This window comes from Nostoc sp. C110, from assembly GCF_043099725.1.
GTDB classification, from domain to species: domain Bacteria; phylum Cyanobacteriota; class Cyanobacteriia; order Cyanobacteriales; family Nostocaceae; genus Nostoc; species Nostoc muscorum_A.
In genome coordinates this window covers 5,482,550-5,508,411 of sequence record NZ_CP171148.1, presented here as the reverse complement: position 1 = coordinate 5,508,411, position 25,862 = coordinate 5,482,550, and the positions used below count along the sequence as shown (strand labels likewise).

At 41.1% G+C, this 25,862-nt stretch carries 22 protein-coding genes; 9 read left to right on the top strand and 13 right to left on the bottom strand.

Features of this window, described 5'->3' with window-relative positions; all coding sequences use genetic code 11:
* Positions 1 to 29: 29 nt before the first annotated feature.
* Positions 30 to 833: an S-adenosyl-l-methionine hydroxide adenosyltransferase family protein gene (locus ACFFRD_RS28645; protein ID WP_392479027.1), complete on the bottom strand. Its 804-nt coding sequence runs from the start codon at positions 831 to 833 to the stop codon at positions 30 to 32.
* Positions 834 to 944: 111 nt separating this feature from the next.
* Between ACFFRD_RS28645 and ACFFRD_RS28640 the strand changes: the two genes are divergently transcribed.
* Positions 945 to 1,100, top strand: coding sequence for a hypothetical protein (locus tag ACFFRD_RS28640; RefSeq protein WP_181154184.1), 156 nt, complete (start codon positions 945 to 947; stop codon positions 1,098 to 1,100).
* 121 nt (positions 1,101 to 1,221) lie between these two features.
* Here the strand turns inward: ACFFRD_RS28640 and ACFFRD_RS28635 are convergent, their stop codons facing one another.
* Complete coding sequence (locus ACFFRD_RS28635; protein ID WP_392479026.1) at positions 1,222 to 1,665, bottom strand: GNAT family N-acetyltransferase; 444 nt, start codon at positions 1,663 to 1,665, stop codon at positions 1,222 to 1,224.
* Between the two features lie 146 nt (positions 1,666 to 1,811).
* On the opposite strand from ACFFRD_RS28635, the gene ACFFRD_RS28630 reads away from it, so the two are divergent.
* On the top strand, positions 1,812 to 2,168 hold the full coding sequence (locus ACFFRD_RS28630; protein WP_392479024.1) for a hypothetical protein: 357 nt from the start codon (positions 1,812 to 1,814) through the stop codon (positions 2,166 to 2,168).
* Positions 2,169 to 2,193: 25 nt separating this feature from the next.
* Here the strand turns inward: ACFFRD_RS28630 and aspS are convergent, their stop codons facing one another.
* The 3 genes from aspS to ACFFRD_RS28615 form a co-directional block, all read right to left on the bottom strand.
* Complete coding sequence (aspS, locus tag ACFFRD_RS28625; protein WP_392479023.1) at positions 2,194 to 3,981, bottom strand: aspartate--tRNA ligase; 1,788 nt, start codon at positions 3,979 to 3,981, stop codon at positions 2,194 to 2,196.
* A 290-nt stretch (positions 3,982 to 4,271) separates the two neighbouring features.
* Positions 4,272 to 4,496, bottom strand: coding sequence for a type II toxin-antitoxin system HicA family toxin (locus ACFFRD_RS28620; protein WP_392479021.1), 225 nt, complete (start codon positions 4,494 to 4,496; stop codon positions 4,272 to 4,274).
* 202 nt (positions 4,497 to 4,698) lie between these two features.
* Positions 4,699 to 5,340 carry a chloramphenicol phosphotransferase CPT family protein gene (locus ACFFRD_RS28615; protein ID WP_392479020.1) on the bottom strand — a complete coding sequence of 214 codons (642 nt, stop codon included), beginning with the start codon at positions 5,338 to 5,340 and terminating at the stop codon, positions 4,699 to 4,701.
* 159 nt (positions 5,341 to 5,499) lie between these two features.
* Between ACFFRD_RS28615 and crtD the strand changes: the two genes are divergently transcribed.
* The 3 genes from crtD (at position 5,500) to ACFFRD_RS28600 (ending at position 8,864) form a co-directional block, all read left to right on the top strand.
* On the top strand, positions 5,500 to 7,014 hold the full coding sequence (gene crtD / locus ACFFRD_RS28610) for a C-3',4' desaturase CrtD (protein WP_392479018.1): 1,515 nt from the start codon (positions 5,500 to 5,502) through the stop codon (positions 7,012 to 7,014).
* Between the two features lie 118 nt (positions 7,015 to 7,132).
* Complete coding sequence (locus ACFFRD_RS28605; protein WP_392479016.1) at positions 7,133 to 8,239, top strand: saccharopine dehydrogenase family protein; 1,107 nt, start codon at positions 7,133 to 7,135, stop codon at positions 8,237 to 8,239.
* A 235-nt stretch (positions 8,240 to 8,474) separates the two neighbouring features.
* Positions 8,475 to 8,864 (top strand): hypothetical protein, encoded by a 390-nt coding sequence (locus ACFFRD_RS28600; protein WP_179074695.1) that lies wholly within the window; start codon positions 8,475 to 8,477, stop codon positions 8,862 to 8,864.
* A 141-nt stretch (positions 8,865 to 9,005) separates the two neighbouring features.
* Here the strand turns inward: ACFFRD_RS28600 and ACFFRD_RS28595 are convergent, their stop codons facing one another.
* Positions 9,006 to 10,304, bottom strand: coding sequence for a cation:proton antiporter (locus tag ACFFRD_RS28595; RefSeq protein ID WP_392479015.1), 1,299 nt, complete (start codon positions 10,302 to 10,304; stop codon positions 9,006 to 9,008).
* 622 nt (positions 10,305 to 10,926) lie between these two features.
* Here ACFFRD_RS28595 and ACFFRD_RS28590 point away from each other — a divergent pair.
* Positions 10,927 to 11,196, top strand: a complete 270-nt coding sequence (locus ACFFRD_RS28590) for a hypothetical protein (RefSeq protein ID WP_114082264.1) — start codon at positions 10,927 to 10,929, stop codon at positions 11,194 to 11,196.
* 200 nt (positions 11,197 to 11,396) lie between these two features.
* Here the strand turns inward: ACFFRD_RS28590 and ACFFRD_RS28585 are convergent, their stop codons facing one another.
* Both ACFFRD_RS28585 and ACFFRD_RS28580 read right to left on the bottom strand, forming a co-directional pair.
* Positions 11,397 to 12,536, bottom strand: a complete 1,140-nt coding sequence (locus ACFFRD_RS28585; protein WP_392479013.1) for a glycosyltransferase family 4 protein — start codon at positions 12,534 to 12,536, stop codon at positions 11,397 to 11,399.
* Between the two features lie 75 nt (positions 12,537 to 12,611).
* Positions 12,612 to 13,781, bottom strand: coding sequence for a glycosyltransferase family 4 protein (locus ACFFRD_RS28580; RefSeq protein ID WP_392479011.1), 1,170 nt, complete (start codon positions 13,779 to 13,781; stop codon positions 12,612 to 12,614).
* A gap of 670 nt (positions 13,782 to 14,451) precedes the next feature.
* Between ACFFRD_RS28580 and ACFFRD_RS28575 the strand changes: the two genes are divergently transcribed.
* Positions 14,452 to 16,749 carry a hypothetical protein gene (locus ACFFRD_RS28575; RefSeq protein ID WP_392479010.1) on the top strand — a complete coding sequence of 766 codons (2,298 nt, stop codon included), beginning with the start codon at positions 14,452 to 14,454 and terminating at the stop codon, positions 16,747 to 16,749.
* A gap of 1 nt (position 16,750) precedes the next feature.
* On the opposite strand, the gene ACFFRD_RS28570 is transcribed toward ACFFRD_RS28575, so the two are convergent.
* The 4 genes from ACFFRD_RS28570 to ACFFRD_RS28555 form a co-directional block, all read right to left on the bottom strand.
* Positions 16,751 to 17,926 carry a PepSY-associated TM helix domain-containing protein gene (locus ACFFRD_RS28570; RefSeq protein WP_392479009.1) on the bottom strand — a complete coding sequence of 392 codons (1,176 nt, stop codon included), beginning with the start codon at positions 17,924 to 17,926 and terminating at the stop codon, positions 16,751 to 16,753.
* A gap of 42 nt (positions 17,927 to 17,968) precedes the next feature.
* On the bottom strand, positions 17,969 to 20,503 hold the full coding sequence (locus ACFFRD_RS28565) for a TonB-dependent siderophore receptor (protein ID WP_392479007.1): 2,535 nt from the start codon (positions 20,501 to 20,503) through the stop codon (positions 17,969 to 17,971).
* A gap of 98 nt (positions 20,504 to 20,601) precedes the next feature.
* Positions 20,602 to 21,600, bottom strand: a complete 999-nt coding sequence (locus ACFFRD_RS28560) for a helix-turn-helix transcriptional regulator (RefSeq protein ID WP_392479005.1) — start codon at positions 21,598 to 21,600, stop codon at positions 20,602 to 20,604.
* A 304-nt stretch (positions 21,601 to 21,904) separates the two neighbouring features.
* Positions 21,905 to 22,801: an aspartoacylase gene (locus ACFFRD_RS28555; RefSeq protein ID WP_392479003.1), complete on the bottom strand. Its 897-nt coding sequence runs from the start codon at positions 22,799 to 22,801 to the stop codon at positions 21,905 to 21,907.
* Positions 22,802 to 22,971: 170 nt separating this feature from the next.
* Between ACFFRD_RS28555 and ACFFRD_RS28550 the strand changes: the two genes are divergently transcribed.
* Positions 22,972 to 24,141 (top strand): AGE family epimerase/isomerase, encoded by a 1,170-nt coding sequence (locus tag ACFFRD_RS28550; protein WP_392479002.1) that lies wholly within the window; start codon positions 22,972 to 22,974, stop codon positions 24,139 to 24,141.
* A 273-nt stretch (positions 24,142 to 24,414) separates the two neighbouring features.
* Here the strand turns inward: ACFFRD_RS28550 and ACFFRD_RS28545 are convergent, their stop codons facing one another.
* A complete protein-coding gene (locus ACFFRD_RS28545) occupies positions 24,415 to 24,768 on the bottom strand; it encodes a Spx/MgsR family RNA polymerase-binding regulatory protein (RefSeq protein ID WP_392479000.1) in 354 nt (117 codons plus the stop codon).
* A 331-nt stretch (positions 24,769 to 25,099) separates the two neighbouring features.
* On the opposite strand from ACFFRD_RS28545, the gene ACFFRD_RS28540 reads away from it, so the two are divergent.
* Positions 25,100 to 25,282 (top strand): hypothetical protein, encoded by a 183-nt coding sequence (locus ACFFRD_RS28540; RefSeq protein ID WP_041565423.1) that lies wholly within the window; start codon positions 25,100 to 25,102, stop codon positions 25,280 to 25,282.
* Positions 25,283 to 25,862 lie beyond the last annotated feature (580 nt).

Below are 25,862 nucleotides of genomic sequence, written 5' to 3'. Positions count from 1 at the left end.
GTGAAGAGTTTTAGTTAGTGTGATTGGTTCTACGTTAGAACAACTTGAAGCGGTGCTTGCCAATCTAAATGCAACTGTGAGTGAGCATTACCGCTATTAATGGCAATTTCTACCCAGCCGTGACTGCCAACTAAAGCTAGTATCTCTCCCAAGTTAACATCACTGTAAGCTTTACAACCTGGTATATTCAACCCAGCAGCTTGCACATACCAAGTTTTGCCTTGTACGTAACTCGCTGGAATGTTGCTCACTAGGTTGCCAAAGTGATCAATATATTGAATGCAACCCACTACACCATTGCTTGTCTGCTTGCACTCGCCTATATCCAGTTTGACCAAACTTGCTGGATCGATTTCTTGTCCTAGCTGTTTCAAGGGGACACCACTAGCAAGACTAGCTGCCACTGGTGCAAAAATATCTCTACCGTGAAAATTGTTGCTTGGTTGAGGAGTTCGCCAATAGTTAAGATTTGTAAGTTCGACGGCTGCTATCGCCAGAGTTTGACTAAGTACCCCGCTAAAGATACCATTATCTGGGCCGACTAGAAACCCTTGAGCAAATTCTACTGCGATCGCTCGTCGCTTGCTTCCCACACCTGGATCTACTACTGCCAGATGCACTGTCCCAACTGGGAAATAGGGATAAGCATTCATCAGGCAAAATCTAGCTGCGGCGATGTCTTGCGGTGGAATTTGGTGCGTTAAGTCTATCACCCTCAGCCTGGGATTGGCTTGGGCTATGACTCCCTTCATTACGCCTACATAAATATCGCGATCGCCGAAATCGCTTAGAAAAGTCATGAGTCGTTGTTGACCTATTCGCTGCTCAGACATCTTTCTGTTAAGATATACAATAAGACATAAAATTCTGTAGCAACAGCTACAAAATATATGCTATGTTAACAATACCAGACATAAAGTGAAAGATTAAAGAAGGTAATCACTATGAATCAAGGTAGACTACAAAGTGCAAGGAAAGCACAAGAAGCTCACAGAGAAAATATTCAAAAAAGCCTAGAGCATCGCTTGCAAGTAGCCAGAGCAAAGGGCGACGAACAGCTAATCCGTCAACTGGAAGCTGAGATGAGGTATTCCAGCTAAATCAATTTTTCATTGTTCTTAGTTTGTTGTGTAACCCGCTACGGCGGGTTTTTTTTGTTAACGATTTTTGCGTAAGTTCTGTAATTATGCGGACATAATAGCTCAATTTGATGTCATGGCATTACTGCAACCGCAAAGCGTAATGGTAAAACTCTTCATTCTTAATGTAATCTTGCGCTTCATAGAGTTTTTGCGCGGTTATGTTAGAAATTTGAGTAGATAGAATTACTCGAATTGCTCCACTTTCTTTTGCATATTCTTCCGCAGCACTCATCAATAATTTTGCAATTCCTCTACGGCGATGCGACTCTTCTACATACAAATCGTTCAATATCCATACTCGTTTCATCGACACTGAAGAAAAGCTGGGATAAAGCTGAGTAAATCCAACTAATTTCCCATTGTCATTAGCTGCAAATACTACTGAATCATTATTGTTGAAACGTTCCTTGAGAAACTCTTTGGCAGCTTCAAGGTTTGATGTCTGATTGTAAAAAATACGATATTTATCAAATAGTACTGAAACACTTTCAAGATGATTAATATTAGCTAAGAAAACTTCCATTAATTCTCCTTATAATTTACATGCAATACTGTTCTGTTAAGTTAAATGGTAGATGAAACCAAGAAAAATATTTGCTTTCTCAATTCAAGTCGTTAATCAGCATTGCCCACCCTACTTGTATTGGAGTTACACTAGGACTTTGGCTAATGGATATAAAGATGGATGTAATTACAAATGAATTTAATAAATATTTTTATAAATGGAAAATTACCTTGCCAGAAGAGAATATACAAAAGCGTCAGAAAGGTTCAATTTTTCAAGCTGGTTGGAAGATAAATTTTATTTTTGGGATAAAAGATGATGCTGAGTATCTTGAGTATTACGCTATCCATAGAATGACCAATGATCGTCACATCATAATTTATGAAAATGGAGAAAAAGAACATTTAGAGTGTTTAGAGCCTCCTTTAGAATACAGTCCAGCAATTGATGAAAGGCAAAGGGAGCATAATAAACATAACAGAATAGTTAAAGAAGAACTGAGCTATAAAGGCTTACTTTAACTTTCTGTACCCCCCTTGCACTTTGTTAAGCTTTTGGTTTATAAGTCGAAGCAACGTGCAATTCTTTCAACTGTTTAGCATCTACACTTGAAGGTGCATCTGTTAACAAACAACGCGCTTGTTGTGTCTTCGGAAAAGCAATAACATCTCGAATGGATTCTTCCCCAGCTAGCAACATTACCAAACGATCTAAACCGTAGGCGATGCCACCATGCGGCGGTGTACCATATTCAAATGCTTCTAAGAGAAAGCCAAATTTACTTTGTGCTTCTTCTGGAGATAAACCAATCGCTTCAAACACCTGCTGTTGAATTTCTCGCTGATAAATCCGTAGACTTCCGCCGCCAACTTCTACGCCGTTGAGTACCAAGTCGTAAGCTTGGGCGCGTGCGGTTTTTAAGTCGCTCAAATCATCAGGATGGGGTGCTGTGAATGGGTGGTGGAGTGCTTCTAAACGTTTTTCGTCAGCATTCCACTCGAACATCGGGAAATCTGTAATCCACAGCAAGTTGATTTTATCTGGATCGATTAAGTTAAATTCTTTAGCGATCGCTTGTCGTAATCTATCTAAAGTTTTATTAACTGTAGCAGCATCACCAGCACCAAACAACAGCAAATGTCCAGCTTTAGCACCTGTGCGGCGTAAAATTTCTTGTTTTTGTTCTTCGCTGAGGTTATCTTTAATCGCGCCAATGGTGTCAATTTCGCCATCATCCCTAACACGGATATAAGCTAAACCTTTAGCACCGGCTTCGCTGGCTTCTTTAAATAAGTCGCCGCCTGGTTTAATGCGGACATTAGAAATTACATCGTTACCGTTAGGAATGGGGAGGATTTTGACGATACCGCCATTAGTAACAGTGTCCCGAAAGACTTTGAAACCAGAGTCTTTGACAATATCTGAGACATCAACTAATTCCAAACCATAGCGGGTATCTGGTTTATCACTACCGTAGCGTTCCATCCCCTCAGCGTAAGTCAGACGGGGGAAAGGACGCTGTAATTCAATGCCTTTAACCGTTTTGAAGATATGACAAACTAAGTTCTCGTTTAGTTCGATAATTTCTTCTTGGGACATGAAGCTCATTTCCATGTCCAACTGGGTAAACTCCGGTTGTCTGTCGGCGCGTAAATCTTCGTCACGAAAGCAACGGGCAATCTGATAATATCTATCCAAGCCAGATACCATCAGCAATTGTTTAAATAGCTGGGGTGATTGCGGCAAAGCATACCACTCACCAGGATTGACGCGACTGGGTAGAACATAATCCCGCGCCCCTTCTGGGGTAGAACGGGTAAGTATTGGGGTTTCGACTTCGATAAAACCTTCCAAATCTTCCAGATAACGACGCATGGCTTTGACAATTTGATGACGCAGTTGCAAATTTTGCGCCATGCGTTCGCGTCGCAAATCCAAATAACGATATTTCAGCCGCAAATCTTCCCGCACTGTCTCCGTGTCAGCTACGGAAACTTGGAAAGGTAACTGTTTGCGGACAGCATTGAGGAGTTCAATTTTATCAGCATAGATTTCTACCTCGCCTGTGGGGATGCGGGTATTCAGCGATTCTTCGGGACGTTGTGTTACCCTACCAGTGATTGCGACAACATATTCATTTCGCAGGGCGTTCGCATCTTCGTAGGAATCTGGGGTGCGTTGCGGATCGCTGACGATTTGGACAGTTCCAGAGCGATCGCGTAAATCTAAAAATATCACACCACCGTGATCGCGGCGACGGTCTACCCATCCGTAAAAGGTAACAGTTTCTCCAATATGTTCTTTTCGGAGTTCGCCGCAATAGTGAGTTCGCATAAGTCTTAGTTATTGTTTCCGGGCTAGATTGGGAAGAAAATGTCAAAGCCTTCCCATTATCTAGCATCAATAGTAATTGTAGTAGTTCTGGTGCAATAAAAAATGGAATAAGCTGATGTGCGCCTAAATTGTATAAACACTCTTTATGGTCGTTAACTGTTAACTGTTGACAGGTTTTCGGTTATCAGTCATCAGTCTTCATGTAAATGTTCAAGTTAAATGCGTAACAGCTTATCACACTACATATATAGGAGAATCCATGAGAGCAGAATGGTCAGTTTTACCTATTTTTACGATAGTTCCCGGAATTCATCACGGCTGATCTGACAGTCACGGAGTATCTGTGCTAACAAACCAGAACCAATTGTTTCACCAGAATGCACTGGAACAACAGTTCGACGACCATCACTGTGTATCAAAAAATGGTGATTACCTCGGATTCTTGCTACCTCAAAACCCGCTTTTTTTAAAGCTGTAATTACTTCCTGTCCAGTCAAACTTGGTAGCTTGCTCATACTTGAACAGAAACCCTCTGCACACCAATAAACTCTAATGCTTCGGCGTTTTCTTGTTCAACCTCTAAACAAAGTTCAATAGCTTCTTTAACGTGTTGCGAAAGTCCCCACCTTCTCTGCGAATTATACTTATAAGGTAGGGATAGCTGTTCCTATAAGTCCGGGAGCCGCTACCAGTTGCAATAATATTGATAACGACAGCTTAAATATGGTGTGCAGCAAGTCGTTGAAATGCCGACGGTGCTGGAATATTGGCGAAGTGCTGGCGTATCACCTCGGCACACGCACCCGAACTTAATAACGAGGTATCGACTTCAAGATCGTAGATGCCAGGGATGTGGACTTCATGTTGCCATAACTGAACCGGATGTGGTATCAACGAGTCGGCTGCATTTTCCACTTTCCCCCCCGTTTTTTGTCGCCGTTCCATAATGGTTTCAATGGGGCAGCGAACGCCTACGAACAAGACCGGTAATCCGTTCAAACGCCGGGCACTATCCGCCAGAATGCCTCGCGGGATTGCGTAGGCATCATGGTGTCCGACATCAACCACAACATTCAGACCCAAGCGGCTGTGGGCGGCGATGGACTCATACATAGCGCTGTACAAAATAGGAACAAGGGGTTCGATGTCCTGGCGTTCTCCCCCTGGCCGCAGACCGATCCCAGGCAGATATCGTGCGGGAGTCATTTGCATAAAGCTATCGACACCCAAGTTCATCCAAAGACCATCAAATGTCTCTTGGATAACTGCGGCAATGCTCGACTTCCCCGATCGCGGGGCACCATTCAAGATGATAATCTGCCCTAGCTCCTTTGCCTGTCCCACGATCGCTCCTCGCATCTTTGATAGTTAGCAATTTCACGTTAAGGCTAAAACGTTAAATCGGCAATTGAAAAACAGGCTGCGCGTAGCGTAAGAGCAAAGGTACGGTGGGCACAGAGGACGCAAAGAAGGTAAAATTATGAGTAAAAATATTAAGAAATTTAAAGAAACTAATCAATGTCCAGCATTACTATTGACAAAAGTAACTCTCGTGTCGTTGTTATCGGTGCCGGAATAGGTGGACTTACTGCTGGAGCATTATTAGCTCATAGAGGTTACAGCGTCTTAGTTTTGGATCAGGCCCTCGTACCGGGAGGCTGTGCTTCGACGTTTAAACGGCAGGGATTTACCTTTGATGTTGGCGCAACTCAGGTGGCTGGGTTGGAACCAGGGGGAATTCACCACCGCATTTTCTCAGAATTGTCAATAGATTTACCACAAGCAACGCCTTGCGATCCGGCTTGTGCGGTGTATTTACCTGGGGAAAGCACACCGATTAATGTCTGGCGCGACCAAGAGAAATGGCAAGAGGAACGACAAAGACAGTTCCCCGGTAGCGAACCGTTTTGGCAATTGATGGCAACTTTGTTTGATGCCAGTTGGGAATTTCAAGGACGCGATCCGGTTCTACCACCACGTAATTTATGGGATTTGTGGCAATTAGCGCAAGCGGTGCGTCCCAGTACATTAATTACCGTCCCCTTCACTTTGTTTACGGTAGGAGATGCTTTACGATTATGTGGATTGGGAAATGACCAGCGATTGAGAACTTTTTTAGATTTACAACTGAAGCTATACTCCCAGGTAGATGCAGACGAGACAGCGTTACTTTATGCCGCCACAGCGTTGAGTGTATCCCAACTGCCCCAAGGATTGTTTCACCTCCAGGGAAGTATGCAAGTATTAAGCGATCGCTTGGTACAATCTTTAGAAAGAGATGGCGGCAAGTTGTTGATGCGCCACACTGTAGAAGAAATCAAAGTAGAAAACGGCAAAGCTACTGCTGTAGTAATTAGAAATCAGAAAACTGGCGAAGTCTGGACAGAAGCAGCCAACCACATAGTTAGCAATGTCACCGTGCAAAACTTGGTGCAGTTATTGGGAGAACAAGCGTCATCTGGATATAAAAACCGGGTGGAAAAACTACCCCAAGCATCGGGTGCGTTTGTGGTGTATTTAGGTGTAGATGCTAGCGCAATTCCGCCTGGGTGTCCTCCGCACTTACAATTTCTGTACGATGTCAATGGCCCCATTGGCGAGAATAATTCCCTGTTTGTTTCCGTCAGTCATGCAGGAGACGGCCGCGCACCGGAGGGGAAAGCGACAATTATTGCTTCTTCATTTGTCGATCCTGCACAGTGGTGGGAGACTGAAGATTATGAAGGATTAAAAGAAAAGTTTACCCAAGAAGCGATCGCTCGTCTTGCCCAATACTTCTATCTCAAACCAGAAACGATTATTCATCAAGAAGCCGCAACACCCCGCACCTTTGCTCATTTCACAGCCCGCGATCGCGGTATAGTTGGCGGTATTGGTCAAAGGATTCCTACCTTTGGCCCCTTTGGATTCGCCAATCGTACACCCATCCAGCATTTGTGGCTAGTTGGTGATTCCACCCATCCCGGCGAAGGTACGGCTGGGGTGAGTTATTCGGCGCTGACAGTAGTTAGGCAAATTGAGGCGCAAATGTAAAGGCACATATCTGTGCTGCTTTACATAACTCCGTGAAATGCTATAAATCATACTTATAACCGATGGCAAACAGGACGCAAAACTGATGAAATAAGGTTAGTGTTGCGAATCTGGAGTAATGACAGACAGAGTTTTAATTCTTGGTGGACGGGGGCGGATTGGTAGCACTGTTGCTCACGATCTAGCTACTCATACGCAGGCTCAAATTACAATTACTGGGCGTTCTGCGGAGTTTGGGAAGGCTGTTAGCTTGTCTTCGGGAGGACAAGTGCAGTTTTTGGTATTGGACTTGGCAGAAGTTGACAAGTTGCGAGATGCGATCGCAAACTCTAACTTAGTCATCCATTGTGCTGGCCCATTTCACTATCGAGATACTAATGTTCTCGAAACCTGTATTGCTAAAGGCGTTAATTATGTAGATGTCAGTGACCATCGTTCCTATACCAGCAAAGCTCTCCACTTTAGTGAAAAAGCTGCTGCTGCTGGTGTGACGGCAATTATTAATACTGGCATTTTTCCTGGTATTTCTAACAGTATGGTGCGTCAAGGTGTTGAACAATTTGATAAACCAGAAAAGATCCATCTAAGTTATTTAGTTTCTGGTTCTGGTGGTGCTGGCATTACAGTGATGCGGACAACTTTTTTGGGGTTGCAGTATCCTTTTGAGGCTTGGATAGATGGGAAGTGGGAAATAATCAAGCCTTATAGTGAAAGAGAAATAGTTGAGTTTCCACCTCCATATCGACGCACCGGAGTTTACTGGTTTGATATGCCAGAAACCTTTACATTGCCCAAAGCTTTCCCATCAGTAAAAACTGTAATTACTAAGTTTGGCTCTGTTCCCGATTTTTACAATCACCTAACTTGGATTGCGGCACATATTTTTCCAAAATGGTTAATGCAGCGTCGTTACATGATTGAATTTCTATCTCATGTCAGCCATTCGATGACAGATTTCACTAATAATTTTAGTGGAATTGGGGTAGCAGTTCGTTCAGAAGTGACAGGGCAAAAAGATGGTAAAACTGCCGTTTATTGTTCAACGGTAGTGCATGAAAATACAGCCGTGGCTTCTGGTTGTGGCACAGGTAGTATTGCCCAATTGTTACTAGAAGGAAAACTCCATAAACCAGGTGTTTTTGCTGTGGAAGAAGCACTCCCAACAGATTTATTTGAAGAAGTAATGCAAAGCCGAGGAATTAAAATCAATCACAGTTGGTTATAATCCAATACGCTTGGATTAAGCAAAGCGCAACCCAACAAAAGCCCGGAAATGTTGGGTTTAGTTCCTCAGATCCTAAAAGCTTCAGATAGGTTTAACTGAACTACAGGTAAAAATTAATATACCCTGCGGTAGAAGGAAAAACTGTACCTAAACACTTAGGATGCCTGTGAGTCTTAAATATTGAATGTATTTATACATGACCAAGGCTCATTAGGAAAACTAGGAGTATTATTCCATGCAAAAAATTCGATTAACTTTAAAAAAAGCGTTACGCTCAAGCTTTTTGGTTGTTTGCTTGATGGTTTCTATCAGCTTATCAGGTTCATTTCTATTCGTTCAGCAAGCTAGTTATGCAACTACTCTTGAAGAATTGAAGCTAATACCTCCACAGTTTAAACCAAATTCTGAAGAAAAAATTAATCGTGCTAACGAATACGACCCAGGTGTTGGTATTCAAGAAGAAGAAAGACAAAAAGCTTATGAGCAAGCGATAAAAGATTCAAAGAATCTTAATACTATAGAAAAAACTTACGAAAGAAATTTGAAGGCAGAACAAGAACAAAATCCCCCAGAAACTTTTGGTGAAAAAGCGAAAGAAGTTATTGACAAGGTGACAGGTAAATAGAGAATATAGACCTAAGAATACCCTCACTTAGTAGATTTGGTGAGTAATATTAAAAGCCTCTATACGGTTTGGAATCATAGGTTTATCAAATTAAATTGTAGGATGTGTTATCACTGTATCGTAACGCACCCTACAATTTTTTTATTCAAATTCATCAATTGTGTCGGGAGGAGTGGTCTTTCTGCGATTAGCAAAATTGCGCTCATACCACTTCATTAATGGAGTTGCACTAATGCCATGAATAATCACAGAAGCGACAATAGTGGTGTAAGTTATCCAAGCAATTTGTTCGGCAGCTTCACCTTTTAAGCCATTACCAAAAGCATAGGCGAGATAATATAAAGAACCGACACCACGAATGCCAAACCATCCAAATAACCAACGAGTTTCTGCATGAAAGGTTCGGCGACGTGAGTCTAAAGGTCTTTTACCTATAGTGCTAATCCAAACTCCTAAAGGTCTGATTATCAAGAATAACAAAATTATTACTAGCAAAGATTGCATAGCATAATTGAGTATTGGCTTTAGCAACAATATTGAACCCAATAGTAAAATTGTTCCAACTTCCAGCAGCTTTTCAACTTGCTCAATAAATTCCAATTGGGCTAGTGGTTTTTCAGGATTTTTGTAACTGCGTTGGACAACTAATCCAGCCACAAATACTGCCAAAAATCCATAGCCATTCACCATTTCTGTTAAAGAATAAGTTATAAGAATTGTGCTGATAGCAATAAAATCTTCCATTAACTTATCGGCAGGACGGCGTTTTTGAATTTTATTTTCAATCCAAACTATAGATTTGGCAACAACAATCCCCATAATAATGCCAACTGCGATCGCCCAAATTAAATCAACTGCAATCCACTGTTTAAACCAGTTACCCCAGTTGTCATCTTTTAACGCATGAAGACCAAAATAAACGAAGGGGAAAGCTAAAGCATCGTTTAACCCACCTTCAGAAGTTAAACCAAATCTCAACTCATCTTGGTCATTTATATCAGTCAATTGTACTTCTGATGCTAATACCGGATCGGTTGGTGCGAGAATTGCTCCTAATAAAATTGCTTCTCCCCAACTCATCCCTAAAAATAATTTACCCACAACAGCCAGAGCAAAAATTGAAATGGGCATCAAAAATACAATCAATCGCACTGTAATATCCCAAACCCCCAACCTTAGAGGACGGACAATTCTTAAACCGCAACTAAACACAGAAATAATTACTACAAGTTCTGTTATTTTTTCCAGTAGTTCGGCATTAAAAACTTCATCTCGACGTAATTGAATCAGTCCAAAGGCATAAGGGCCCAGAAAAATACCAACTATTAGGTAGATAATGGCAAAAGAAAGAGGTAGGCGAGCAATCCAACCTGACCCTAATGTTACCATCAGCAGAAGTAGACCAATTACAAATAGGTCAATAATATAGATATCTACCATATAGCGATTTGTATAAAATTAGGCGTTACTTTGTAAGCTTAATTGCAATACTTTTTTATTAGCATTACCTATGGGCAGATTTTCTGGAATTAAGGATTAGAGATTTAGACGCGCCACCAAATTAGACAAAAAGGGAATAGATAAAGCAGTTGTCCTTTGCATTAAGTACAAAGCTACAATTTTTGAGGTATGAGTCAGGAGATAGAAACATCTTTATATTTGATGCGTGAGTCTTGTATTTTCTATCTCACTTACTTGCAAACTGCTGTAAGTAAGTTGGCACAATAAAATCAAACTATGTAAAGAAAAATCAACTAGGCTAAAATCCTTATACCTATTGCCTGTTGCCTGATCTCAACGACAATTATTTACACCCACTTACTTAAATTTAGCATTAGCTTTGCCCAACCTAGACATCGCACTTCGATTCTTCGCATCTGCCCTTAAAACAATGGGATGTAGCACGCGAATATGGTAGCAGCACACACGTGTACTACTTTTTCACTCAGGCATGGCTTTTTAGTACAAATATACTATAATAGATATAGCGTCCACAAAGCCTAATTAAATGCCTAACGGCTGTGTGACAACCTTCTGGAAGATGGATTCAAGGGTTAGTTCGATGATGAAGCATTACATTCTCAACCTCAATCCGACTGCCAAACATGAATGGGATCGGTGTATTTTACGCGATCCGCTAACTGCCAAACGCCCAGACATTGCTAAACTAATTGCTGAAGCGGTTGGTGCTGATACAGGCAGTTATTTGGTAAGCGTGAATATCGAAGTTCAAGTTTTGCAGCAAGCCGCAGTCCCTCAAGCAGAACAACTCTCGCTTTCGTTTCCAGAAGTGAGTGTGCAGTCACAACCACAACTGCGGGAAGCGGCTTAATGCGATCGCTTGAAACATCTGCATAATCAATTTAGTGTAGCTAAGTTGAGAGCAAGATTAGCGTAGCTTGCCGCCGTAGGCATCGCTCAACAACTCATATCATTCAACTAGACAACGCAAGACAAGGGGTTTCCAAAAAACAAATTATCCAAAATGATTTATAGGGGATCTTGTCCAAGATCCCCTAATTCCAGCGTGTACTAGAATGTGTGGGACAAAAGTTGAGCAATTTGCTGATTAATAGTTGCAACATCAAAACGCCGACTAGCAGTAGTCCTGGCATTATTAGCTATACTTGCAGTTATTTCCGTCTCCTGAAGACAGGTGATTATTACCTGTGCAAGTTCCTGGGGTTCTCCTGGTGTCACTAGAAAACCATTAAGTCCATGTTCTACTAATTCCATTACACCCCCAGCTTTTGCTGCAACTACAGGTTTTCCACATAGCATCGCCTCAACAATCACTCTACCAAAGGGTTCTGGGGAAATAGAGGTATGTGCCACCAAGTCACAAGCTGCCATTAACTGGGGAATATCTGAACGAAATCCTAAAAATTGGACGCGGTTTTCTAATCCCAGATCGGCAACTTGTTGATGTAATTGTTTGACATAATCTTGTTCGCCAAACAGTGCATCTCCCACTAAAATTACTGTCACTTCTAGCGGACATTTGGCAAGAGCATCAATTAAAATATGCTGTCCTTTCCAAGGTGCAAGACGGCTAAAGTGTCCAACTACAAATTTTCCTTGCAATCCTAACTTTTGCTGTAATTTATTAATGTCAGATTCATCAGTCTGATAAATTTTTGGCTCAAAGCCGTTATAGACAACTTCGACTATATCTGAGCGTCCTCCCGCTTGGATAAAGGCTGTTTTACTAGCTTGGGAGTTAGCAATTACTAATGAGGCACAACGATTAGCTAAGTTAATCGCAATGCGAAGATTAGTTTGGCTAAAATGTTCTGTGGAAAGAATATCATGTAAATGATAAACCAGAGGACGACGACTAAAAAAACTTGCTAATGCTCCGACAACTAATGCTTTCTGAGTGTTGGCATAAATTAAATCGTATTCACGCGCTTTTTTTATTACTTTAGTAATCAAAGGTGCAAGTTGTTTTAAACTCTTTAATCCTTGTGCCAAACTGCTTTCTTTGCGAACTTGGATTGTTTGAGTTGCGAGAACTTCTACTGGGATATGATTTTGCTGTAGTAAATCTTTAAATGGGCCATCTGCAAATAAACCTACTAAAGCGTGATGAGAGTATGGTTTAGCAATATCAATTAAACATAATTCTGCACCGCCGGGTTTACCACTTTGGTCTAAGAAAAAAATTTTCATAAAACTTCCTTATAATACAATACGATTCAGACGCGATTTATCGCGTCTCTACAAAGCAATTTTTGCGTCTCTAGTTTAATTTAATAGAACATTTCGCACTTGTTGAGCAATTTGATTCCAGTCGTAGTGTGTAGTTGCGTAATGACGACATGCTTCTCGTGAAGGTATGGGGATATTTCCCAAAAGCACTTGTTCTAATTTTTCAGCAATAGCTGAGACTTCTATTGAAGTAGTAATTAAATCAGGTGAAAACTCTGATAAAATTTCTGGCATTCCGCCAACTGGGGTACATAAAATAGGAGTACCACAGGCTAGAGATTCGACTATTGCTAATCCGAATCCTTCAAAAGATTGGCTAGGCATTATAGTCAATTCCGCAGCTTGATAAGCTATAGGTAATTGCTCATCAGGGAGAAAACCTAAAAATTTAACGTTGTCATCTAATCCTAATTCTGTAGCCTGTTGTTGTAGTGCAGCTTGGATGTGACCACGACCTGCGATCGCTAGCCAAACATCTGGTATTCTGGGCTTAATTATAGCCAAAGCTTGTAATAATTTATCAACTCCCGTTCGATGCACTAAACGGCGTGATGTAAATATAATCCGGCGATTATTTGGCCAGCCTAGCTGTTTACAAGCATCTTGGCGTGATAAATTTGGTTGAAACCAGTTAATATCAACTCCACCAGGGATAATATTAATTTTGCTCCACGGTACTTGATATTTATCATGTAATATTTTACCAAATGCTTTGCTTAAAACAATGAAGCGATCGCAGCGATTATATGTATTTTTTTCTATTAAATGATGCTTAATCAAAAGACTGAGATTCTTATTAACTACCTCTTGCTGACTCTCAGAAGCCCAAGGGCCATGAAAATTAAAGGTAACTGGTACTCCCTTTGGTAAAATATCTAAAAGCGGAAAGCTATATAATGCAAAGTGTAGATTAATAGCATCTGGTTTGTTTGTTCTTGTTTTCTGAAAGTTAGTGCGAATAGACCATAATCTTTGCCAAATAGCGCTATCGGGAGAAGCCAAGTTAGTCAGCTTAATCGGTAAATTTAGTTCAGTCTCTGGTAGCCCAACTCCGCATAATTCAACCTGGTCTTTATTGGCTGCTAATTTATGAGTTAGTTCATACATATATCTTTCTAATCCTCCAGGATTTTTGGGAAACCAGCCTAATCCCAATGTGAGAATAGATGCAGATGATGAAGCTAAATTTTCTGGTTTATTTTTCACTAATATGTCTCCTATAAATATATGAAAACAGTAGGTGTGTAGAACTGTAAGCCACTACAGGATGTTCCAAAGATTAATTACTAAACCTCATCTATGTTGAAACCTAGAGTTTTTTAAAAGATATTTTTATGTAGATTGGGTGGAGTGAAATGCAACCCAACATTACCACCTTATTTATGTTGGGTTACGCTATCGCTGCACCCAACCTACAAAACTTTAAGCCCCTACAGAATGTTCCAAAGATGAATCACTGTAATTCCCAAATACACATTTCCAATAAGATTTTTATATAGAACACCAATTTATAAACTATTTATATGTCAACGTCAACAAGGTATAAAACCTTGTGTTTTTATTAACTACACAACACCGATTAGGATATATATGATACTTGTGAATTGACAAGAGTGAATGCTAGATATAGAGAGCCGAAAATCACTATAAATTAATAATTATAGAAGTATCATGTATTAATATTTACGATATTTGGGTACTAAACGGTAGCTATTAATACCTTTAATAAGGTTTTAGAGATATTACCTGAAAAATTAAATAATAAAAGGATTTTTGTAAAGATAGTGTAAAATTATCGCTCACTTATAATAATTATATTTTTTACTGATTTATCAAAAAATGATTGTATATAAATAATTAAAAGCTGAAAAACTATATGATAAATAAAATAATGACGAAGTTAGTAAAACTTCGTCATAAGCTTAATCAGCACATCAAAAATTTATCTAAACTTAGATATTTACAAAGAAGTAAAACCTTCAACTTTTTACTCAGTTTGACTGTTGGAGTCATTGTTACTACCCTGGGAATTACAACAGACTGGGCAACAACAGAAACACCCACGCTTACATACAAAACATCGTGGACAAGTAATTCTATTGATAATACAAATCTGCTGGTACAAAACAATACTGAAACACCCACGCTTACTTACAAAACATCGTGGATAGGTAACACTATTGGTAGTGGAAATCTACGGGTACAAAACAATATTGAAGCAATGTATGTTTCTCCTGATGGCACAGTTTATACCAACAGCCATTGGGATGAGGCGGGAATGGAGGCAGCCATATACAAAGAAGGTAAGGTCATTGGTGCTATTGGCGATACTCACGGCTGGAGTCGTGGAGGTGGCATCGCTGTAACAGCAAATAGTAAATATATTTACCTTGCCATGACTCAAGGATCGAAGGGTAAAACTGATGAAGATTACCCAGCAGAAGGTACAAGTTGGCATTGCGTTAGACGCTATGATTTGTCGGGAAAACCTGCACCGTTTCCTGAAGGGCGTGGCTGGGATAAAAGTATGTTAATTACCAGCGCAAAAAGTGAAGTTACTGGATTAGCAACAGTAGGAAGCGAGTTGTATGTGAGTGATTTTGCTGCTAACCGCATTCGTGTCTATGATACTGATACGATGAAGCAAGTACGCAGTTTTACCTTTGTTAATCCAGGAGCAATAACTGTTGATCCACAAAAAAATCTGTGGATTATTCAAAGCAAAAATGGTAGTAAACCCGCCAAAATCTTACATTATTCCCAGAGTGGAAAGCAATTGCTCGAACAGATTGCAGATATCGTTGAACCAACTGCGATCGCAGTTGATCGTCAAGGTAAGCTGTTAGTGGCAGAAAATGGCCCGCGTCAGCAAATATTGATTTATGACATCAAAGATCAGCCAGTGCAGACGGGTAGTTTTGGTTCTAAGGGTGGTATTTATACAGGAGTTGCTGGCGAAGTTGGAGATTTGAAGCTTTACGGACTTACCGGAGTTGGTGCAGATGCTTCAGGTAATATCTATATAAATAGTAATGGTTTCAACAAATCGGGAACAGATTTACGGAAATTTTCGCCATCGGGAAAACTAATATGGCGATCGCTAGGATTGATATTCGTCGATAATGCAGATGCCGATCCTAAAACTGATGGTGTAGATTTATTCACTAAACAAGAACACTATCTCATGGATTACAGTAAGCCTGCTGGTAAGCAATGGACTTACAAAGCTTACACCTTAAATCCTTTCAAATATCCTCAAGATCCACGTCTACATACATCACCCGATGGAACCTTTGTGCGCCGCATCCAAGGAAAGCCGTTTTTGTTCCTCACAGATATGTACAACAGCTTCCTGCAAATATATCGTTTTAATCCAGACAAAGACGGAAAAATTGCTATTCCAGCCGGAATGTTTGTCGGTAGCAATGGCGCAGACAAACCATTTCTAGCCGGAAATTGGCCACCGAATCAACCACAAAAAGGCGAATGGATCTGGCGTGATCGCAACGGTAATGGCAAATTTGAAAATAATGAATATGATACCAGCAAAGATTATCCTTATATCGGCGGATGGTGGGTAGACAGCAAAGGAGATGTTTGGAAAGCTTTGCGAACAGAAGATGGCATTCGCCACTATCCTTTACAGGGAATAGATGCTAAAGGCAACCCCATCTACAACTATGGTTCGATGGAAAAGCAAACTACTCCCAGAATATTTAACGACTTGCGGCGGATCGAATATTTCCCTGAAACAGATAGTATGTATTTGTCAGGCTTTACAGTAGATCACCCCGCCTTCGGTGACGATACTGGAGTTGCTGGATCTGAAATTGCCCGTTTTGACAATTGGAGTAAAGGCAATCGTACCCCCAAGTGGCGAGTTGTGATTCCCTACGACACCACCGGCAAACGCGAAGTGTCTACAGCAGCCATGAGTGTGGCGGGCGATCGGGTATTTGCTGTGACAGTCAAAACCGCAGAGGTATATGTCTATAATGCCAAGACGGGAGCGCAAGTACAACAGTTAAAACCAGGCCCAGAAGTTGGCAGCGAAAGTGGCTGGATTGATATACCTTATGGTATCCGCGCATTTCGTTGTTCAAATGGCGAGTATCTTGTATTTGTAGAAGAAAACTGGAAAGGAAAAGTGATTATGTATCGCCTGGCGGGGTAAGCTACAAAGATCGCATTCCGTTTTTTGGATTTGATTTAGGGTGTTCGCTATTTTTGAACACTCTTTTCCGATGCCACCACATCACAAATCCGGTGACGAACAAAATCACTGGAGCTAAACCGACAAAGACGTAGAGAATCTTGGTAGGTAAGCCGCCAAACGTACCAAAGTGCAGCAAAGTAAACTGGTTCAAAATGGCTTCAGCACGAGACGGTTTGACTCCATTCTGAAGCTGAATCACTGTACCCGTAAATTGATCGAGATAGATTCTGGTATTACCATATTTGCCTACTTCCTGAGCCTGCTTTTTGGCAACCAGAAATGGAGCTTCCGGTTTGTTGGCGAAAGAAATGTAGGTAGTTTTAGCATTTGGAACTGCTGCGTTAGCTCGTTGCATTAAGTCGGCAATCGGCAACGATGACTTACCAGGAATCAGTTTTGAGACAGGATCGGCAGGTTTGCGCGTGAAGGTTATGGCGTAGATACCTGCTTCAACACGGGCTTGGGGAACATTCCAGGCGAACCCTGTGAAGCTAATCAAAGCAAGAAAGATTGCCGTGACAATACCTGCCACTTTATGCAGATCAAAATTGACCCGCTTGATATGCCCATCCCATTTTATTTTGAAGCCCATAACAAGTTTGCGCCAACCGGGCCACAGCACAATCCCCGTGAGGCTGAGAATCAGGGTAAAGAGGGCGACAATACCCATGATCAGCAAACCAGTGTCGCCTGCGAGGAGCTTGTAGTGGAGATCATAAACCCTGCCAATCCAACTGGTTTCCCACTGGCGATCGCCCATAATCTTCCCGGTGTAGGGATTAACGAACACTTCTATATAGCGATCTGCTGCGTCTAAAAATGATGCCATGTAGGGTTGGTTGGCATGATCGGGGAAACTAAGACTACTAAGGGTTAAGTCTTTGCCAGTGTAGGCAGCTTTGACAGTTTCCGCGATCGCAGTTACCGACAAAGCCTCTCCAATCGGGATGACCTGACCGAACCGCCACACCAGCATCGCCTGATCGATTTCATGCCAAAAGACTAAAATACTCCCAGTGACACCTGCGATACATAAAAGAATGCCAGCAGTTAATCCGATCCAGCGATGAGTATGAAAGGCGATCGCTCTCAGTTTAGGATAGGTAAACCAAGTTGGGATGTGGTTGGTAGTCATAGGATGATCGTTAGTGGCTAGATGAGTGATGTGAAATGAGCATCAAAATTGCCAGGAAACAGTTCCTTGAAGTGTAAAAGGCTGTCCGTAGTAAACTCGATTACCTAGCGAACTTTCAAAATAGTCTATGTCAAATAGATTTTTGAAATTGAGGGCAACTCTGAATCGATCTTGGTTATAGAAAATAGCTGCATCAGTCCGAAAATAGCTAGGTACTGTATAAGTATTACCAAAATCAGCGCGATCGCCTACAAAAAACAAGCCTATTCCCGCCCCTAAACCTTGTAAGTTACCTTTTTGAATTTCGTAACTTGTCCACAAGTTGAAAGAATTATTTGCACTATTTGATAATCGGTTTCCAGGTGTCAAAGTATTATCTTTAGTAATGCGGGCATCGATATAAGCATAGCCAGCAAAAATATTCCATCCTGGTAAAATTTCGCCCGCCAGATTCAGTTCAACCCCCCGGCTATTCTGCTCACCTACTTGAATAGAAAAGTTTGGTCTATTGGGGTCTTCTGTCGTGACATTGGTACGGGTTAAATCAAACAATGCCAAGGTTGCTGAAAGTCTATCATTCAAATCTACTTTTACCCCAATCTCATACTGATTACCACGTTCTGGCTCAAAGGAGGAGTCAACGCCAAAAAAGTATGATCCGCCTGGTGGAGTAAATGAACTTGTGTAACTGCTATAGAGAGAGATCGCAGGAATGGGTTGATAGACAATACCAAAGCGAGGACTAAATGCACTATCAGTCCCACTGCTTTCCGTGTTACTAACTAAATCTTCATATTTTCGATCAATCACGTCAAACCGCCCACCCAATAGAAACTTCAAGTTATCCGTGAGTGCAACTTGGTCTTGTAGGTAAATTCCTAATGAGTTCGTCTGCTGTCGAAAACCCTCAGAAAAAATAATATTCGATCCTCGCGGGTTTCCATATACAGGATTAAAGATATCAATTGATGCCGCCTCGAAAGTAGGAGTGGCTGGATTGTAGTTGTCAAAACGATTTAAATCAAATCCAAATAATAGCTGATGCTGAATTGAACCTGTAGCAAACTTCCCAATCAGATTTGTTGACATCGCATAGTTTCTATTTTCGGAAGAGCTTTCTGAAGCCGATCGCAGCCAAGTGCGATTATCTGCGTCTAAACCTCTAGAATCCGTGCGTTCTTGATCGAGATCACGAAATACAAACCTAAACGCATTGTTTAACGACCAGTTTGCGTCAAACTTATGTTCTAGTCGGTATCCAAGCCTTGTAATTGTCTGCTCAATTTTATCAGAAGGTTCAATCAGGTTGAGGTTACGGGACACTTTACCATTTGGGTTAGGTAATAAACTACCAATCACAGGTACACCAGATGCATACCTATCGCTTGTTTTGATGTATTCTGCCTCCAAGCTCAGGTTAGTTTTTTCACCAATTGCCACACTGATTACAGGCGATATATTTAAGCTTTCACCATCAAAAAAATCGACAGAACTACCTGAATTTCTGTAAGCCAAATTGAGACGATATAAAACTGTTTTCGAGTCATTTAGCGGCCCCGATAAATCAACTGCACCTCGATAAAAACTATAGCTGCCAATAGTTGCATCAATAGTGTAAAAAGGTTCGCTCAAGGGACGTTTAGATACAAGGTTGATGCTTCCCCCTGGATTACCCAAACCAAATAGCACTGATGCGGGGCCTTTGAGAACTTCGACTCGCTCAATACTGGAAAGTTCACTCACTTGTCCAGCCAATGTGTCAATCAGTCCATCTCTGAGAAGATTCGTCTCTGTTGCATCGAATCCGCGAATGCTATAGAAGGTAAATGGCCCAAAGTTAAAATTCTGATTAACACCAGGGACATTTCTGAGTGCATCATCTAAGCGAGTAACTTGTTGATCGCGTAATACTTGTTGTGGCACTATCTGAACTGATTGGGGAATGTCACGCAAAGGCGTATCGGTTTTTGTCCCCGTCGTTGTCTCTTGTACGCGATATCCATCTTCTTCCCCCGTCACCACTAACTCAATTTGGTCATCCTGCTGGGCTACGGGTTGCTCTTGTGGTGTCTCATTAGTAGGCTTTTCTGGTTGTGGCTGCGTCGCAATTGCTGAGGATGTCACACCAAAAATCAAACCTTCGTTATCATCAAATAGCTCGACTGCTGGTAAACTATTTTCACCTACAACCGTGACTCGAATTGTTTGAGCGTCAAAGTTAGTTACAGTTATTTCCGTAATTCCCACCACTGGTTTTTCTGAACGGAAGGTGAAACCATCACCATTAGGCAAACGCAACTGAGCATTAGGAATATCAGCAATAAAATTATTACCAGTACTGCTGTTGGTGATTTGTAACTGTTCCCCTTTGCTAGTTTGGAGAATTATCTCGACACCTTTTTCGGTAGGATTTGCCTTGACTCCCGTGACTGGGATGATTTCTGATGTGGATGTTGGTGACTGTACCAAAATTTGAGCGCTACGATTAGAATCAGCAGTCTCTGCCCATGTTGCTTGGATCTCCACAAGAAAAAATATACCTGTCAGAAATAGCGATATCTGCCACAAATTCAACACTGCTCACACCAAAGTTGATAAGAATTCTCAAAAAGATTACTCAAATCTCTGGTGTGATGGAAAGGCTTTTTTATCGCTAGAGGGATTTTTTTCTATCGCTAAACGGATTTATTCTGTTGCATTTGATATTGTTTTGGACAAAGACCAAATTTTTTTCTATAGGCTGCGGCGAAATAACTGTGACTGACAAATCCCACGATGTTAGCAATTTCTGACACTTTTAAATCTCCATAGTCTAGGAGTTGACGTGCTTGTTCCAAGCGATAGTGATGTAAATAATTAAAAGCTGTTGTGCCAAATACCTGACGAAATCCCTGTTTCAGCAAATAATCGTTTAAACCTACTGTCCTTGACAATTCCATAAACGAAGGTGGATTATTCAATCGTTTCAGCAAAATATCTCTGGCATGGTAGATTCTTTCTACGACATCCGGCTTCAAAGTGTGCAGGTGGTTATTAGCATCCTTGATTTCTGTCTCCTGTACAACCAACATACCCATCAACTCTAAAACTTTGCCTTCCAAATACAGTCGCTTGGCAATTCCCTGATAAGGACACTGGATAATTTGCCGTGCAACAGTCCGCATTGCAGATGTTGCAGTTCCACAACGGCAGTAATATGTTTGATGAGATTGCCGAATCCACGGTTGCAACTCCTGGGGTAATTGTCCATCTTGATTGGCAGCAAAAGAATATAGTGATTCCGGCTGCATCAGGATATTCACCTCTAGAAAGGAGTGTTTATCCGAACAATCACTGGTTTGCTTGGGATCTAGTCCACTTCCTACGAAACTGTACTCGCCTCCACCAACATTTCTGTATTCATCCCTATGTTCTCCAGAAAAATGAAAGTGATACTCTAACCAATCATGTTCTTGTTCTGGTTGTAGAATAATCATGCGATCGCGCATTTGCAAATTGCCAATTATCAACTCTAACCCTTGGCGCAACTCAATTCTCCGCCAGTAACCTTGTCCCAATCGTCGCGGATATTTGTACACCACATCGAACACATCATCTGGATCTGGGTGTTGGGAACGTTCCACCGTCTCCTCAAATAGTTCATCAAAGCCTTGCTGGGAAAGGGTGATTGTCATAGCGATCCCTTGAGATGAAAACTTTTACTCTTAATAAGAAATTATCTCATTAGATTTGGTTAATTTGATTGTGGCGTTCACGCTTGGGGTTGCTATGGGCATTGCTTCTGTAGTTTACAAGTCTGCCAAGAATTGTTCTCGTCTCAGTTTTGCCATAGCTTACTATTAACCGATAAACAAATAAATTAAATAGAATACTTCATGCGTAGAGACTCAATTTTTTACAACCTGTTTCAACAATACCTCAGTCTTCTATTTGAACTATTGACAAATTTCCCTATAAATGAATGAAAGTGCGAAGAAATTAAACTATCTCTTGCAGCTTTTGACTGAGATACATCGCAATTCCTTTCTCGTAGTAAGCGGCTTCATTAATAAAAATAGGATAAACAGTAGACTCTCCCTCATAGAAAATATCTTTTCCTGCAAAAGTTAGAAACATTGGATCGCCTGGATTCAGAGGTTCATAGTCTCTAAACTGAAGCTGGGGATGAATCATGGCTTGAATCTCCCCACTTTGCAGCCCGCCGTAAGCATCGCTTCTCGGATAATCGATAGTCTCAATATATTGATAGAGTGTAAGCTGGCTGCTTGTCTGCGGAATATTACCTTGATTGCACCCTTCAAAATAGTCTAAAATTGCATAAATAAGCTGCTCTGTTTGCTGAAATAATTCGGCATTTAAAATATTCTGAGCCACAGCACCAACTTCGATAACAAAACCCAATTCGCACAAAGAACGAAGAAAACCACCTTCTTTAGATTGCTGATTCACAAAAACCTTTACCATCGGATTGATAGAACTTAAATAAGCAGCTAACCGAAGTAAGAAAGGATTCAGATCACAAAAAATCAGACTTAACCCCATGTTGGCAGTTGTGCTGTGCAAATCAACAATTACATCTACAAATGGCAGATTTTGCGGTTGCAGTATTTGTTGGATTGCTTTCGCGCGCGTATCTTCATAACTTGAGAGTTGAGGATTTTGTAAACCTTGATTGGTGAAGCAACGGTTTAAATCCCTGTCAATGTATCGTTTACCTTCTTCAATAGCTTTAAGATTGCCAAGTAATGGCAGAGTTTCAAAAGTTGTTCTGTTGATTAAATTTGGATACTGCTGAAACTTTTTGACTAGATATACTCCTGTTAACTCATTACCGTGGTTTCCTCCAACGATCGCAACTCGTTTAATCTCACTCATAACAACCTCACTGTCTCCCCGACGGTTATTGAGAATAGTGCAAGATACAAGATAGAAGTATAACTGCTGCTGACTAAATCTTGTAAAAGACTGACGCGAACGCTCCATGTTCGAGCCAAAATGTGATAACTGTTAAGCTGTTAGCTCTAGCACAAAAGGGGTGAAAATTTATGGAGTATAATTTTCAAGCGTTAGCTGAACTTTACAAAAACGCCCTCCTCAACGACGTACTCCCATTTTGGGAAAAATATTCTCTCGATTGGCAACAAGGCGGCTATTTCACTTGCCTAGATCGCGAGGGCAAAATTTATGATACAGACAAATTCATCTGGCTGCAAAACCGCCAAGTGTGGACTTTTTCCATGCTTTACAACCAGCTAGAAAAACGCGAAAACTGGCTAAAAATTGCCAGCAATGGCGCTAATTTTCTCGCCCAACATGGCAGAGATACTGATGGTAACTGGTACTTTGCTCTCACCCGTGAAGGAAAACCACTGGTTGAGCCTTACAACATCTTTTCTGATTGCTTTGCAGCGATGGCATTTAGTAAATATGCACTTGCTGGAGGCGAAGAATGGGCAAAAGATGTGGCAATGCAGGCTTATAACAACGTTTTACGCCGTAAAGATAACCCGAAAGGCAAATATAATAAAACCTATCCCGGCACACGCCCGATGAAATCATTGGCTGTACCAATGATTTTAGCCAACCTGACTCTAGAAATGGAATGGCTGCTACCAAAAGAAACCCTAGAGAATGTCCTAGCTGAGACTCAGGGCGAAGTGATGACCGATTTTCTCGACCCAGAACGGGGACTAATGTACGAAAATGTTGCCCCTGACGGTTCCCACATAGATTGTTTTGAGGGACGGCTAATTAACCCTGGTCACGGTATCGAAGCTATGTGGTTTATCATGGATATAGCCCACCGGAAAAACGACACCAAAACTATTAACCAAGCTGTTGATGTGGTGCTAAATATCCTAAATTTTGCTTGGGATAGCGAGTACGGCGGATTGTATTACTTTATGGATGCAGACGGTCATCCTCCACAACAATTGGAATGGGATCAAAAATTGTGGTGGGTTCACCTAGAGTCTTTGGTTGCATTAGCAATGGGCTATCGCCTAACAGGGCGTGAGGTATGTTGGGAGTGGTATCAAAAGATGCACGATTATGCCTGGTCACACTTTGCCGATTCAGAGTACGGTGAGTGGTTTGGCTATCTCAATCGACGCGGGGAAGTATTGTTAAACCTCAAAGGTGGAAAATGGAAAGGATGTTTTCACGTGCCGCGTGCATTATATCTTTGTTGGCAGCAGTTTGAGGCATTAAAGTAAGTTGAGCTATCTCAGCAAGTAGATTTTTCTAGCTAACCACTTAGCTAGGATTTATTGGAATTGAAAGTTTATTTGAAGTAAATGCACTTTATAAGAATCGCACTTTATAAGAATCTATATAAGGAGATAACTATATAGGACTTAGGCACGGGTAAGGAAAACGAACCACAGAGGGCGCAGAGGTCACGGAGGAATGAGAGTTTTAGAGGGTTTTGGCGTAAGTCCTACTATAATGTGCTGAAAATCAAGAGTTAAAGCCACTTGCCATCTGAATTAAAGCTTTAATTTTGTTTTAATTACTGCCTCATCTCTAAAGCCTACTAACACTGCTGTTCCATCTTTAACGAAAATTGGGCGTTTTAGCAGCATTGCATCGTTAGTAAATGCGTCAATCCACTGTCGCTCAGTCCAAGTCTTCTTTTCATCCCCTAAAGCTCGATAAGACTGACCGGAGGTATTTCGCATGGAAGCAGAACCCAAAGACTTCATCCAGCTTTTGATCATCTCACTCTTGGGTGGAGTTTCTTTAGTATTGATGAATTCATATTCAATGCTATTGCTTTGGAGCCACATCAGAGCTTTTTTGCAAGTGCCACAGTTGGGAATTCCGTAAACTTGAATGGACATAAAGTAGTTAAGCAATAATTACCATTTTTATACATAATATAATCGATGTAACCCTTGTTTTCAGTTTTTTGAAAGTTTATATTTTACTTCTTGTGGGTGCAGAGAGTTTATGAGAGTTTTGAACAGTAAGCACTACCCAGCCAAGAGAAAATAAGGAAAATATATTATGGTATATGCACAATCTGTAGTTTTAATAGCATTAATATCTCTGTATTCGTTAAGCACGTACAATTTAGGTCGGTTATTACCCACATTAGTCTGATTGTTATTAGTCAGAATGAAGTGGTGCAATAGATTGCACTCTTACCAAAGCTAAATATAGAGGTAAACTATGTTTCCTTTTTGGGGTAATCCTTGCTATGGAAGCGAACCTATTTCGCACAAAGCTAGCTTAGAGCGGAAATTAAAATTCTTGATTTGGATACGAGATGATTTAGAGTCTAAACTGGCTGGCATTAATGCTTCTATTGATACCATTCGGCAGCAAATAGAACGCTCAGACTCAGCTACTTAGAATTTAATTTTTGCAGAGATTTGTATTTCAAACGACATGCTTTAATTTTATGCTTCGATAGTTGATCGGGAGCGATGTCTACGACGGGCTACGCCTACGCCTTGCAGAAAACCTTAAAAACAAGACGTAGACGCATAAAGTTTGTCATTAGACATCGCTCAATCTGCCTTTGCCGTTAGTTACAGTTTGGGTGGGTTGAGTGACGGGAACCGTTACAACTATAGGAACTTGTGAAATAGATTTTTTACTCGTACTCCGCTTTCGGCTAGAGCCACGTCAATACGGTTCGGATAAGCATTTTTCACTTTCCTTGTGGTCTGGGTAAAGGGTAAGGGGTAAAGGGGAAAGGATGTATTCAAAACCTTTTCCCTTTACCCTTTAACCGAACCGTATTGAGAGCCACCTGCTTTTGAATACTCCATGCTGTTTTTATCGTAGACAGTTGCAACTGCACTAAGCATCCTCTCAGATAGTTCCGAGAGTCCTCTGTCCATCTGATTCATCGTCTTACGAGATTCCTCAAGATTAGACAGAAGGGTATTATGGGCTTCTAGCGAATGTAGTCGCCGAAATAGCAAAT

What these genes read in the sequence shown, in the direction of transcription:
- ACFFRD_RS28555 (WP_392479003.1), bottom strand. Translation starts at nt 22,801, where the DNA reads ATGAGTGAGATTAAACGAGTTGCGATCGTTGGAGGAAACCACGGTAAT.
- ACFFRD_RS28605 (WP_392479016.1), top strand. Translation starts at nt 7,133, where the DNA reads ATGACAGACAGAGTTTTAATTCTTGGTGGACGGGGGCGGATTGGTAGC.
- ACFFRD_RS28570 (WP_392479009.1), bottom strand. Translation starts at nt 17,926, where the DNA reads ATGACTACCAACCACATCCCAACTTGGTTTACCTATCCTAAACTGAGA.
- ACFFRD_RS28545 (WP_392479000.1), bottom strand. Translation starts at nt 24,768, where the DNA reads ATGTCCATTCAAGTTTACGGAATTCCCAACTGTGGCACTTGCAAAAAA.
- crtD (WP_392479018.1), top strand. Translation starts at nt 5,500, where the DNA reads ATGTCCAGCATTACTATTGACAAAAGTAACTCTCGTGTCGTTGTTATC.
- ACFFRD_RS28575 (WP_392479010.1), top strand. Translation starts at nt 14,452, where the DNA reads ATGATAAATAAAATAATGACGAAGTTAGTAAAACTTCGTCATAAGCTT.
- ACFFRD_RS28560 (WP_392479005.1), bottom strand. Translation starts at nt 21,600, where the DNA reads ATGACAATCACCCTTTCCCAGCAAGGCTTTGATGAACTATTTGAGGAG.
- ACFFRD_RS28620 (WP_392479021.1), bottom strand. Translation starts at nt 4,496, where the DNA reads ATGAGCAAGCTACCAAGTTTGACTGGACAGGAAGTAATTACAGCTTTA.
- ACFFRD_RS28595 (WP_392479015.1), bottom strand. Translation starts at nt 10,304, where the DNA reads ATGGTAGATATCTATATTATTGACCTATTTGTAATTGGTCTACTTCTG.
- aspS (WP_392479023.1), bottom strand. Translation starts at nt 3,981, where the DNA reads ATGCGAACTCACTATTGCGGCGAACTCCGAAAAGAACATATTGGAGAA.
- ACFFRD_RS28645 (WP_392479027.1), bottom strand. Translation starts at nt 833, where the DNA reads ATGTCTGAGCAGCGAATAGGTCAACAACGACTCATGACTTTTCTAAGC.
- ACFFRD_RS28550 (WP_392479002.1), top strand. Translation starts at nt 22,972, where the DNA reads ATGGAGTATAATTTTCAAGCGTTAGCTGAACTTTACAAAAACGCCCTC.
- ACFFRD_RS28585 (WP_392479013.1), bottom strand. Translation starts at nt 12,536, where the DNA reads ATGAAAATTTTTTTCTTAGACCAAAGTGGTAAACCCGGCGGTGCAGAA.
- ACFFRD_RS28540 (WP_041565423.1), top strand. Translation starts at nt 25,100, where the DNA reads ATGTTTCCTTTTTGGGGTAATCCTTGCTATGGAAGCGAACCTATTTCG.
- ACFFRD_RS28640 (WP_181154184.1), top strand. Translation starts at nt 945, where the DNA reads ATGAATCAAGGTAGACTACAAAGTGCAAGGAAAGCACAAGAAGCTCAC.
- ACFFRD_RS28600 (WP_179074695.1), top strand. Translation starts at nt 8,475, where the DNA reads ATGCAAAAAATTCGATTAACTTTAAAAAAAGCGTTACGCTCAAGCTTT.
- ACFFRD_RS28635 (WP_392479026.1), bottom strand. Translation starts at nt 1,665, where the DNA reads ATGGAAGTTTTCTTAGCTAATATTAATCATCTTGAAAGTGTTTCAGTA.
- ACFFRD_RS28590 (WP_114082264.1), top strand. Translation starts at nt 10,927, where the DNA reads ATGATGAAGCATTACATTCTCAACCTCAATCCGACTGCCAAACATGAA.
- ACFFRD_RS28615 (WP_392479020.1), bottom strand. Translation starts at nt 5,340, where the DNA reads ATGCGAGGAGCGATCGTGGGACAGGCAAAGGAGCTAGGGCAGATTATC.
- ACFFRD_RS28630 (WP_392479024.1), top strand. Translation starts at nt 1,812, where the DNA reads ATGGATATAAAGATGGATGTAATTACAAATGAATTTAATAAATATTTT.